General features: G+C 61.3%; 9 protein-coding genes. 6 read left to right on the top strand and 3 right to left on the bottom strand.

Annotation, left to right across the window (positions count from 1 at the left end):
* Nucleotides 1–321: 321 nt before the first annotated feature.
* On the bottom strand, nucleotides 322–1,308 hold the full coding sequence (locus CAL20_RS04770; RefSeq protein WP_094837329.1) for a tripartite tricarboxylate transporter substrate binding protein BugE: 987 nt from the start codon (nucleotides 1,306–1,308) through the stop codon (nucleotides 322–324).
* A 230-nt stretch (nucleotides 1,309–1,538) separates the two neighbouring features.
* Between CAL20_RS04770 and CAL20_RS04765 the strand changes: the two genes are divergently transcribed.
* A complete protein-coding gene (locus CAL20_RS04765; protein ID WP_094837328.1) occupies nucleotides 1,539–2,435 on the top strand; it encodes an AEC family transporter in 897 nt (298 codons plus the stop codon).
* 183 nt (nucleotides 2,436–2,618) lie between these two features.
* On the opposite strand, the gene fumC is transcribed toward CAL20_RS04765, so the two are convergent.
* Nucleotides 2,619–4,010: a class II fumarate hydratase gene (gene fumC / locus CAL20_RS04760; RefSeq protein ID WP_094837327.1), complete on the bottom strand. Its 1,392-nt coding sequence runs from the start codon at nucleotides 4,008–4,010 to the stop codon at nucleotides 2,619–2,621.
* 179 nt (nucleotides 4,011–4,189) lie between these two features.
* Here fumC and tsaE point away from each other — a divergent pair, with 179 nt between their 5' ends.
* Nucleotides 4,190–4,726 (top strand): tRNA (adenosine(37)-N6)-threonylcarbamoyltransferase complex ATPase subunit type 1 TsaE, encoded by a 537-nt coding sequence (gene tsaE, locus CAL20_RS04755; RefSeq protein WP_094823108.1) that lies wholly within the window; start codon nucleotides 4,190–4,192, stop codon nucleotides 4,724–4,726.
* A complete protein-coding gene (locus CAL20_RS04750) occupies nucleotides 4,657–6,087 on the top strand; it encodes an N-acetylmuramoyl-L-alanine amidase (protein WP_141217710.1) in 1,431 nt (476 codons plus the stop codon). Before tsaE ends, CAL20_RS04750 begins: the two co-directional genes overlap by 70 nt.
* 119 nt (nucleotides 6,088–6,206) lie before the next feature.
* Here CAL20_RS04750 and CAL20_RS04745 read toward each other — a convergent pair whose 3' ends face one another.
* The gene (locus tag CAL20_RS04745; protein ID WP_094823109.1) at nucleotides 6,207–6,866 is read right to left on the bottom strand and encodes a VTT domain-containing protein; all 660 of its coding nucleotides are present in this window, start codon (nucleotides 6,864–6,866) and stop codon (nucleotides 6,207–6,209) included.
* Between the two features lie 138 nt (nucleotides 6,867–7,004).
* On the opposite strand from CAL20_RS04745, the gene mutL reads away from it, so the two are divergent.
* From mutL to CAL20_RS04730, 3 genes are all read left to right on the top strand, one after another.
* Nucleotides 7,005–9,236, top strand: a complete 2,232-nt coding sequence (gene mutL / locus CAL20_RS04740; RefSeq protein WP_094837326.1) for a DNA mismatch repair endonuclease MutL — start codon at nucleotides 7,005–7,007, stop codon at nucleotides 9,234–9,236.
* On the top strand, nucleotides 9,233–10,315 hold the full coding sequence (gene miaA / locus CAL20_RS04735) for a tRNA (adenosine(37)-N6)-dimethylallyltransferase MiaA (protein WP_094837325.1): 1,083 nt from the start codon (nucleotides 9,233–9,235) through the stop codon (nucleotides 10,313–10,315). Before mutL ends, miaA begins: the two co-directional genes overlap by 4 nt.
* An 82-nt stretch (nucleotides 10,316–10,397) precedes the next feature.
* The gene (locus tag CAL20_RS04730) at nucleotides 10,398–11,714 is read left to right on the top strand and encodes a M20/M25/M40 family metallo-hydrolase (RefSeq protein WP_256981341.1); all 1,317 of its coding nucleotides are present in this window, start codon (nucleotides 10,398–10,400) and stop codon (nucleotides 11,712–11,714) included.
* Nucleotides 11,715–12,180 lie beyond the last annotated feature (466 nt).

Below are 12,180 nucleotides of genomic sequence, written 5' to 3'. Positions count from 1 at the left end.
GGCGATGTGATGAGCTTGAATTACTGCGAGTCGAGCCGAGGCAATCGGGCCGTGCGGGCGCCTCAAAGCCGAGTGGAGCGGAGGCTGAAGGGAGGCCCGAAGGGGCCGGACGAAGCGAGCGAACACGATGTCCGGCGCCCGCGCGCCGGACCGGCTTTGCGAAGCCCGCACGGCCCGATTGCCTCGGCTCGACGTCCATAAGCACACCAACCTCAGCCACACCCACAGAACCTGACACTATAAAAAAAAAAGGCGCCCCAAATGGAGCGCCTATTCATCCCTTACGCAGACAGGCCTGTAGCCTGCCCAAGATAGAGCAACTTAGTCGAGCTTGATGTTGCTCTTTTTGACGATATCTCGCGCCCAGTCGTATTGCTCTTTGATTTCCTTGGTGAACTCTTCCGGCGTGTTACCCGACGGTGCCGAGCCTTGTTGAGCCAGAACATCGATGACCTTCGGGTCTTTCAAGGCCACCACTGCTGCGTCACGCAGCTTGTTCACGATTTCCATCGGCGTACCGGCAGGAGCCAACAGACCATACCAAACCGGCTGGTTCACCTGCGGGAAACCGGCTTCCTTGAACGTCGGAACATCCGGCAGGGACTTCAGGCGCTCGGGCCATGCAACGGCCATGGCGCGCAGGCCGCCCGCCTGGATTTGTCCCATGGACGAAGGCAGATTGTCGAAAATGATTTCGATCTGGCCGCCAACAGCGTCGGCCACAGCCGGACCCGAACCCTTGTAGGGAACGTGCACGATATCCGTACCGGTTGCATCCTTGAAGGATTCACCCATCAAGTGCAGCACGCCGCAGGTGCCCGAGCTGCCATACGAGTACTTGCCGGGATTCTTTTTCAGCTCTTCCAGGAAACCCTTGAAGTCCTTGGCTGGGAACTTGGGGTTCACCGACACCACGTTGGCGGTGTTGGCGAAGTTGGTGATGGGCTGGAAGTCCTTGATCGGATCGTAGGGCAGATCATTGGGACGGCAAGCCGAGTTCACTGCCATCGTGGACACGGTCGCGATCGACAGCACATAGCCGTCCGGGGCCGCGCGAGCTGCCTCAGCAGCGCCGATTGCGCCACCCGCGCCGCCCTTGTTTTCCACAACCATGGGCTGACCCAATTCCTGGGCCATGCGTTGCGTCACCAGACGCGCAATGATGTCGGTCGAGCCACCCGGGGCAAACGGCACAATCACGCGAATCGGTTTGTTGGGATAAGCATCCGCAGCAACCGCGGCCGACGTGGCAGCCAATCCGGTAGCCATTGCGATAGCAGTCGCCAGGATACGAGCATTGATCTTCATTATTGTGATTCCTCCATGTGCGCGGCCCTGTCTGAGAGCCACTAGTGCAGGTTTCAGCGGGCCGCCGATAAGCCGACCGCTGGAAACACATCACTGTGTAAATAGCCAAAACTGTGCGAAATATATACGACTTTAAATTGCATCTTCGTCGAATTCGGGGAGAATAGCAGCAAATCGGCCTGCCCGAGTAGCCCATAAATACAATAATTGCTAAACCTTCCCGGATTGTTATGTCGGTCGCACTGCTGGTTTTGCCTGATTTTTTGCTGGTCGCCCTCGGTTGGGTCTTGCGTCACAAACTGGGCTTTAATCGCGAGTTTTTCGCGGGCACCGAACGCCTGGTGTATTTCGTGTTGTTCCCCGCGCTGCTGTTTCAATCCATTCTGCGCACCCCCATCAGTGCGGGCAGCGCGCTGATGCTGCTGCAGGCGACCGTCGCCGTCTTGCTCACGGGGGTTGTGCTGGCCTGGGCGGGGGGACGCGTCCTGCGGGCGCCGCCTCTGGCGCTGGCCTCGTCCGCGCAGTGCGCTTATCGCTTTAACACCTATATCGGGCTGGCGCTATCGGCCAGCCTGGGCGGCCCTCATGGCCAGACCACGATGGCGCTGATCATCGGATTTGCCGTGCCGCTGGCCAATCTGGCCGCCGTCTATGGCCTGGCGCGGCACGGCAATAATGGCTTGTTGCGCGAATTGCTGCGCAATCCCCTGTTGATGGCCACCTTGATGGGTTTGGCGGGCAACCTGGCTGGATTGCAGTTGCCGGGGCCGGTCGATACGGTGTTGGCGCGGCTAGGCGCCGCATCGCTGGCGCTCGGCATTCTGTGTGTGGGCGCCAGCCTGTCCTGGCAGGGCGGACGAGAACACGGCAAACTGATTGCGTGGACCTTGACCGTGAAACTGCTGCTGTTGCCATTGGCCGCTCTCACGGCCGCGAAACTGTTCGGCCTGCCCAGTGAGCAAGCGCTCATGCTGTTGCTATTTGCGGCGCTACCCACCGCCTCAGCGGCCTATGTGCTGGCGATGCGCATGGGCGGCGACGGCCGGCTGGTCGCGCTGATCATTTCTCTCGGAACGTTGTTTTCGGTGGTCACGCTGCCGATGTGGCTGATGATCTACAACTTTTGACCGCCATACAGGGCTGGCCGTAGATCAGCATGCGGGCGGCCGGATGCCGCAGGAACACCGAATCTGAATTCCCCCGCCCCTCGCTTTTCGGCCCGCGAACGACTGTTCGGCCTCGCCCCCCTGCGCGGCCGGGCTTCGGACACGGTTGTGTATCCGGAGCCCGGCGCGCAAGGAAAGCCGTCTCTAACGCTTGGCGTTCGTCATATTCGCCGGCACTACCCACTCGGCGAACTGCGCTTCTGTCACAAAACCCAGCGCCAAAGCGGATTCTTTCAGCGACAGATTTTCCTTGTGGGCTTTTTTCGCAATTTGCGCAGCCTTGTCGTAGCCGATATGCGGATTCAGCGCCGTCACCAGCATCAGCGAGCGATCCACCAGCTCGGCGATGCGCTCGCGGTTGGGCTCGATGCCCGCCGCGCAATGCTGATCAAAGCTGGCCATGCCGTCGGCCAACAGGCGCACTGATTGCAGGAAATTGTGAATCACGAGCGGTTTGAACACGTTCAGCTCGAAATTGCCGCTGGCGCCGCCGATGTTGATGGCCACGTCGTTGCCCAGAACCTGAGCCCCCAGCATGGTGATGGCTTCGCACTGCGTGGGATTGACCTTGCCCGGCATGATTGAGCTGCCCGGCTCGTTTTCCGGGATGCTGATTTCGCCCAAGCCCGAACGCGGGCCGCTAGCCAGCCAACGCACGTCATTGGCGATTTTCATCAACCCGGCTGCCAGGGATTTCAGCGCGCCGTGGGCAAACAGCAGGGCCTCGTGCGACGCCAGGGCCTGGAACTTGTTGGGGGCTGAAACAAATGCCGAACCCGTATCGTGCGCCAGCACGGCGCTGACCTTGGCGCTGAACTCCGGATGCGCATTCAGCCCCGTGCCGACGGCCGTACCGCCAATGGCCAACTGATGCAGGCCCGGCAATGTCGCACGAATCTGCTGTTCGGCCAGGTCCAGCTGGGCCACATGGCCAGACAGCTCCTGGCCCAGGGTCAACGGCGTTGCGTCCTGCAAATGGGTGCGGCCGATTTTGACGATGTCGTAAAACGCCGCGCTCTTTTCGGCCAGCGTGGCACGCAGGGCCTTCAAGGCCGGCAGCAGATGGGTTTCCACCTGCACCGCCGCTGCCACGTGCATGGCGGTCGGAAAGGTGTCGTTGGACGATTGGCCGCGATTGACGTGGTCGTTGGGATGCACGAGACGGTCTTCGCCACGTACCCCGCCCAGCAACTCCGAGGCACGGTTGGCCAGCACCTCGTTCATATTCATATTGCTTTGCGTACCCGAGCCCGTCTGCCAGACCGACAAGGGGAACTCGTCGGGCCACTTGCCGGCGATGACTTCGTCCGCCGCCCTCACAATAGCGTCGGCGATCTTGGGATCGAGCTCGCCCAGCTCGGCATTCACCTTGGCTGCCGCACGTTTCAGCCGGGCCATGGCAGACACCAGCGGCACAGGCATGCGCTCGGTCGAAATAGCAAAAAAATGCAGCGACCGCTGGGTCTGCGCGCCCCAGAGATGGTCGGAGGGGACCTCAATGGGACCGAAGGTGTCTTTTTCGATGCGGGTAGTCATGGGTGAAAATTCCTGGAAAAAATCCACGCTGCGCCTTCGAAGCGGTCCCGGGCAAAAATGTCCGAAATAGGGCGCAGGCACAAAACCTAAACAAGAATAAAACTCAATCCGATCATAGCAGACCGGCCACTTCCTATAATTCGCACACGTTCAACCTGTTTTACCACTCGAGCCCCGCCATGTCCGCTCCGCTGTGCAGCCTGACTCTGACTCTGCCCGACGAAACCGCCACCGAGGCGCTGGCCCGTCAATTCGCCCCGCTGGTCACCGGTGCAACCGGCCTGGCTCCAGGGGGACGCATCCACCTGCAAGGCGAATTGGGAGCGGGAAAAACTGCCTTTACCCGGGCACTGTTGCGGGAATGCGGCATTCAGGGTCGGATCAAAAGTCCCAGCTATGCGCTACTTGAATCGTATAAAGTTTCTAACTTATACTTCTATCACTTTGATTTTTATAGATTTAACGATTCGCGCGAATGGCTGGATGCGGGATTCCGAGATTTACTGCGTGATGACGCGGTCGTCCTGATCGAATGGCCCGAGCGTGCCGAGGGGGTGCTGCCGCCTCCCGACATGCAGATTTCCCTGGTTTATGCAGACCCGGGCCGCGTGGTCACTTTGACTGCCTTTACCGCACGAGGACAAACATGGTTGAACGCGATTGCTCCTCCGCCCCAGATGCCCTGTCCCCCAACGGGGCCCGCCGCCGACGCCTGATCAGCGTGGCGACGACGCTGCTCGTCCTGCCCGTCATCCCGCGTTTGGCCCAGGCCGCCACCATCCTGGCGGTGCGGACCTGGCCTGCCGATGAATACACCCGAGTGACACTGGAGCTCGACAGCGAGCTCAAAGCGGAACACTTCACTCTCGAAAATCCGCACCGCCTGGTGGTCGACATCCAGGGCCTGCAGGCCAATGCCGAGCTGAACCAGCTGATCTCCAAAGTCCGCCCCGACGATCCCTATATCCGCAGTCTGCGCGTGGCGCAGAATCGGCCCAACGTCGTACGCCTGGTATTCGACCTGAAACAGGCCATCGCGCCGCAGGTGTTCACACTCAAGCCGGTGGCCGATTACCAATACCGTCTGGTGCTCGATCTGTATCCCAAGGTCGCGCAAGACCCGTTGATGGCTGTGCTGGACAAGCAGGCCGGCCCCGATGTGGACGATCCGCTGGCACGTATTCTCGAGGACATCTCGCGCAACTCCGGCGCCGCAGGGGGCTCCGCGCCTGTGCCTGCCCCAGCGCCGCAGGCACAGGGACAGGAGCCGCCCCCGCGGGTCGCCCTGCCTCAGCCTACCCCTGCCCCTGCACCGGTTGTTCCTCAGCCCTCGCTACCCTCGCCCTCGACACCCTCGCGCCGCAAGCGGATGGTGACGATTGCGCTGGATCCCGGCCATGGCGGCGAAGACCCGGGCGCCATCGGCAAGACCGGTTTGCGCGAAAAAGATGTGGTGCTGCGTATCGCGCGGCAATTGAAATCGTTGATCGATAATCAACCCAACATGCGTGCCTATCTGACGCGTGATGACGATTATTTTGTGCCCCTGCACGTGCGCGTCCAAAAAGCGCGGCGCGTCCGGGCCGATCTCTTTATCTCGATCCACGCCGACGCCTGGATCAAGCCCTCTGCCAACGGATCGTCGGTGTTTGCCCTGTCGCAACGCGGCGCCTCCAGCACGCAAGCCCGCTGGCTGGCCGACAAGGAAAACGCGGCCGACCTGATCGGCGGGGTCAATCTGGGCAGCCACGACAAGCAGGTCGCCAAGGTCTTGCTGGATCTCTCCACCACTGCGCAGATCAATGATTCTCTGCGCCTGGGCGCCGCTCTCCTGGACGAGATCCAGAAAATCAATCGGCTGCACAAACGCCAAGTCGAGCAGGCCGGCTTTGCCGTGCTGAAGGCACCTGATATTCCATCGATCCTGGTGGAGACCGCGTTCATCAGCAACCCGCGCGAAGAAGAACTCCTGCGTTCGAGCAGCCATCAGCAAAAAATGGCACAAGCCATCATGGCAGGCATTCAGCAGTACTTTGTCGCCAATCCGCCATTGGCGCATATTGCGGACGCCAGCTGAATCCGCTCAGCGCAATGACAATCGGCCCGGACATACCCGGGCCGATGTACTTTGAGGCATCCGAAAATAAGGCGTCGATAGACTACGGCGCCGGCCTCACTCCATATTTTGCGATGTTCTCAGGACCGCAGGTCTCGATTGCCGGAACGCCGCTGCCCGCGCACCAGTTTGATGACGGCGGCCAGAACGACAGGCACGATCGCTGCCGCCAGACCCAGCAGCACAATCGTGTTCAAGTGTTCCTTGACCAACGGGATGTTGCCGAAGAAATAGCCTGCGGTGATCAGGCTCGCGACCCACAACACCGCCCCGCTGACATTGAACAGCTGAAACCGCAATGCATTCATTTCCGCCACCCCGGCGACAAAGGGCGCAAATGTGCGGATGACGGGCAGAAAGCGCGACATCACAATGGTTTTGCCGCCATGCTTTTCGTAAAACATATGGGTACGCAATAAGGCGGCCCGGTCCAGAAAACGGACGTTCATCGTAAAGACGCGTGGCCCGATATAACGGCCGATCGCATAATTGACCGTGTTTCCCGTCACCGCCGCGACGATCAACAAGGCACCCAGCAGCACGGGATTCAAACTGCCCGTCGCACCAAATGCGCCTGCGATGAACAACAGGGAATCGCCAGGCAGAAATGGCAACACCACCAATCCTGTCTCGGCAAAAATAATCAAAAACAAAACCAGGTAAACCCAGGAACCATACTGATCGACCCAGACCCCTAGCGTCTGATCGATGTGCAACACCATTTGGAAAAATTCGAGCATGCAGTAACCATGTCTGAGAAAGAGCAGTTCCATCGGGACGTCCGACGCGAACCGAATTCGACTATAGCGCACCCTGCGTGAAATCCGCGTTGAAGGCGCCGCCCCCAAGACTGCCTGCGCGAGCGCTAAAATTGTCACATGCCTGAACACGCTGATTTGCCCCAATCCCCCCCTGCGTCCGAGCGTCGCAGCATTCTCGCCCTGCCCGATTTGCTGATCAGTCAGATCGCAGCCGGCGAGGTGATCGAGCGCCCCGCCTCGGTCCTGAAAGAGGTGCTGGAAAACGCCATCGACGCCGGCGCGCGCGCCATCGAGGTCCGCCTCGAAGGCGGCGGAATCCGGCGCATTGCCGTCTCCGACGACGGCGGCGGGATCCCGCCCGAGGAACTGCCGCTGGCGCTGGCAAGACACGCCACCAGCAAGATCCGATCGCTCAGGGAACTGGAATCAGTCGCATCGATGGGGTTTCGCGGCGAGGCCCTCGCCTCGATTGCCTCGGTCGCGCAAGTCACGATCATTTCCCGTACACGCCAGGGCGACCATGCGTGGCAGATCGAAGGCGGCAGTCTGCAAGTCAGTCCCGCTTCAGGGCCGCCAGGCACCACCGTCGATGTGCGCCAACTATTCGACGCGGTGCCCGCGCGCCGCAAATTTCTGCGTTCCGAGGCCACTGAGTTTGGCCACTGTGTCGACGCGATGGAACGCATTGCCCTGGCTCACCCGGACATTGCGTTCCGTTTGTTCCACCACGACAGGGCGCAGCGCCAGTGGCTGCCCGCCGTACCCGGCCAACGCATCCGCGACGTGCTGGGGGCCGAATTCGCCGAACACGGCCTGCCGGTCGATGTATCGATGGGGGCCATCGGCCTGTCGGGCATGATCACGCGGCCCACTGCCGCCCGAGCACGGGCCGATCGACAGTATCTGTACGTGAACGGCCGTTTCGTGCGGGATCGCACCGTCAGCCATGCGCTGCGGTCGGCATATGCCGATGTATTGCACGGCGACCGTCAACCGGCGTATGTCCTGTATTTGGACATTGATCCTGGAGCCGTCGATGTGAACGTACATCCGGCTAAGCACGAGGTACGTTTTCGCGACAGCGGCGCAGTGCATCGATTCGTCACCCAGGTCGTGGGTCAGGCCTTGGCTCAGACAGGCGGCGCGTCGGCGGTTTCTGCGACCTCTGACAGCGCTGCTGAACAGGCATCGCCTGCACGAGTGGCGAGCGCATCATCGATATCCGGCCAGCCTGTTGCGACGGGGTCTGCGAGCGTGCCCTCCTGGACATCGGGTTCGTCAGAGGCTCGCGCTCCCTCAACTGCCAACGGCTCAGGCGATTTCGACAGCCGCGCAGGACACAGCGCAGCGTCGAACGGCGCTGAACACAACGCTTATGGGCGGCATGCCAACGTCGCCGCCCCGGGACTCGTTGGCTTGGCCGGGGCAGAGAGCGAGAGATACGCCGGCGCTGCAAGACAGGCGGGCGATCCAAAACACGCTGGACAAGCGAGCTCGTGGCAGGCGTCCGGTTCAAGCCGGTACGACGGACGTTCCGGCGCAGCGTCTGATGGGTCGACCTCGGCAGCCCCTCGCCAGCCTATGCGGCCGCACACGCAGGTTCCTTTCCGTCTGCATGCAGAGCCCACCGGTAACCCAGTCGCAGACTGGCGGGCGCTATATCGGCCGCTAGATGAAACGGCCGCCGCACCCGCGAGCACACTGCGCGAGCCGGACGTGCCGTCAACAGCCCAGCGTGCAGCATCGAGCTTGCCGGCCGACGAAGAACACCCGTTGGGCATGGCGCTAGCGCAGTTGCACGGCATTTATATCCTGGCGCAAAATCGTCGCGGACTGGTGCTCGTCGATATGCACGCGGCGCACGAGCGAGTCGTGTACGAACAGTTGAAACGCGCGCTAGATGCGCGTGAGCTGCCGCGCCAGGAATTGCTGGTGCCTGTGGTCTTTCATGCCCAGGAAAAAGACGTCGCCCTCGTCGAAGAACACCAAGAGCAACTCGCCGAGCTGTGTTTTGATCTGCGTCCTGCCGGCCCCACTTCGATTGCCGTTCGTTCCGTACCGGCCATTCTGGCGCGCGGCGATATCGAAACCATGGCGCGGGCCGTCCTGCGTGACCTGGGCGCAGTGGGCGTGTCGCGCCTGCTGACGGAACAGCGTAACGAGCTGTTGTCCACCATGGCGTGCCATGGTTCCGTGCGAGCCAACCGGCGTCTCAGCCTCGAAGAAATGAACGCCTTACTGCGTCAGATGGAAATCACCGAACGCGCTGACCAGTGCAATCATGGCCGGCCCACCTGGGTGCAGTGGTCGGTATCCGATCTGGACAAACTTTTTCTACGCGGCCAATGATCTTGTCACCGATCATCTGTCTGGCCGGTCCGACAGCGGCGGGCAAGAGTGCCGCCACGCTGGCCCTCGCCCAACGCTGGCCGCTGGAAATCATCAACGTCGATTCCGCCACGATTTACCGTGGCATGGATATCGGCACGGCGAAACCATCCCGCGACGAACAAGCCCTGGTCCCGCAGCATCTGCTGGATATCCGAGACCCTGCCCAGTCCTATTCCGCCGCAGAGTTTCGTACCGACACCTTGCGTTTGATCGACGAGATCCGGGCGCGCGGCCGCATGCCTTTGCTGGCAGGCGGCACCATGATGTATTACAAAGCCCTGCGCGACGGACTAGATGATCTGCCACAGGCCGACCCTGTCTTGCGCGCACAATTGGAAGCCCGCGCCGCACAGCTCGGTTGGCCCGCCTTGCACGCTGAGCTGGCGCAGCTGGACCCTATCACGGCCGCTCGATTAGCCCCCAACGACAGCCAACGTATTCAGCGTGCATTGGAAATCTGTATGTTGAGCGGGCAGCCTATGTCCGCCTTGCTGCAACGGCAGCAAGGCACGATCGATCTGCCAGGGACATCCGATAACGCCCATGTGGATGCCACAGCCAGCGCAAGCGTCAGCGCCCGCGCATGCCCCGATGATCGAGCGGATGTCGTTACCGATCCGGGGCCGGCAACAGCCGGTGACTCGGCCCCTGCGCACCGATATATCACGATCAGCCTGGAGCCCTCGGATCGCGCTGCGCTGCACGCACGCATTGCCCAGCGTTTTGACACCATGCTGGATGCCGGCCTGCTGGACGAGGTGCGTGGCCTGCATGCGCGCGGCGACCTGCATCCTGGCCTGCCCTCGGTACGTTGTGTGGGCTATCGGCAAATGTGGAATTATCTGGACGGCGCTGTCGATCTGGACACCGCGCGCGAGCAGGCCATCGCCGCTACGCGCCAGTTGGCCAAGCGCCAAATCACATGGCTGCGAGCACAACCCGAACGCGTCATCATAGACTGCCTCGCCGCAGATACCGTTGCACAGGTCATTGATGCCGTGGCGCACGCGTTGAGCGAGCACTCACCAGACCAATAGCCGCAAGACCAACGATTGTTGACACGACAATCAAACTGGCACAAAGTCGAGATTCGATTTCAACCCCTGAGGAGCATCAACGATGTTGCAGGAATCTCGGCGTGTTGCAGTAGTGTTGGCATTATCGATGGCGTGTGCGGCTACGCCCGTTCTGGCAAAGGACGCGGTCACCTCCAGCGCGGCGCATGACCAGGCGGTACAGAAAGTCCTATCGTCCGACGCCTACAAGAAAGCGTTGGCCGTGCTTGACGAACAGCACGGGCGCATCGTCGAAGACGGCATTGCGCTGACCGAAATTCCCGCTCCTCCCTTCAAGGAAGCCAAGCGTGCTCAGGCGTTTGCTGAACTGCTGCGCGCCAGTGGCTTGAAAGATGTCACGTTGGATGAAGAAGGCAACGTGCTGGGCTTGCGCCCCGGCACTGCCGGCGGCGACCAGGTCGTCGTGGTGTCGGCACACATGGACACCGTATTTCCAGAAGGCACCGATGTGAAAGTCAAACGTGAAGGCACCCGCTTGGCGGCGCCCGGCATCGGCGACGACACCATGAGCCTGGCCGTGCTCGCCGGCTACGTGCGCGCCATGGAAGCTGCCGGCATCCGGACCCGCGACAACATCCTGTTCGTAGGTACGGTGGGCGAAGAAGGCCCAGGTGATTTGCGCGGGGTGCGCTACCTCTTCACCAAAGGCAAGTACCAAGGCAAGATCAAGGCTTTCTACTCGGTGGAGTCCGGATCGGTGTCCCGCGTCACGCATGGCGGCGTGGGCTCCAAACGCTACCGCGCCACATTCCAAGGACCTGGCGGACACAGTTTTGGGGCGTTTGGCCTGGTCAATCCCATGTATGCGCTTGGCCAAGCCGCCACGGCATTCTCTACTATTTCGGTTCCTGCCCATCCCAAGACCACGTACAGCATAGGCCGTCTGGGTGGCGGTACCTCGGTCAATTCGATTCCGGTCGAAGCCTGGATGGAAGTCGACATGCGGTCAGAAGACGTAGATGCGCTCAAGCGCGTCGAAGATCGCTTTCTGACGATCGTCAAAGAAGCCGTGGCCACCGAGAATTTTGCGCGCTCGACCAAAGAAGGCGAAATCAAGCTCAAACTCGACGCGATCGGCGACCGCCCTGCCGGCACTACAGCGGTTGATACCGATATCGTGCAGTACGCGATTTCTGCGATCAAGGCGGGTGGCTACGAGCCCGACCTGAACCGCAGCTCTACCGATTCCAACTTGCCCATGAGCCTGGGTATCCCTGCCATCACCGTAGGCCGCATGGCACCGGGTACGTTCGGTCGCGCACACGCGCTGGATGAGTGGCTGGATGCGGAAAAAGGCCCGATGGTGAAGGCCATGGGGACGACGCTGAGCACCATCCTGGTCACAACGGGGATGCAATAGCCACGTTGCAGGCGAAGATAGGTACCGTGCGCGCGGTGCACTACGCGCGCAGGTGGACGTCGACGTGTGGGCAGTACGGGGGGATGAGTTCTATTGGACGTCGAGGCGGGGCAGTGACCGTGTTGGCGCTTCACGTGGCCGGTCGGCCGCCTGCGCGCCCGACACCGCTTCGTTCGTCTCGTCCGGCCCCTTCGGGCCTCCCTACGACCTCCACTCGCTCAGCCACGAGGCGCGCCAACACGGTCACTGCCCCGCCTCGACTCGCAGCATTTCTGATTCCCTCATCGCTGGCACGGCTGGTCTTCGTAGGCTTCGTAGCACTGGCGTTTGCAAGGAGGAAGATCTTGCAGGGCTGCTATTCATGGCCGCCTACGGGCGCGGCCATGAATAGCGTTCGGGATCTGCATGCGAAGGGTTTGGCATCGGAGATGAACAGAAGATCTCTCGAGCTACGATTTCGTTATAC

This window comes from Bordetella genomosp. 4 (assembly GCF_002261185.1).
GTDB lineage: Bacteria > Pseudomonadota > Gammaproteobacteria > Burkholderiales > Burkholderiaceae_B > Bordetella_A.
This window is presented reverse-complemented; position numbering and strand designations above follow the sequence as displayed.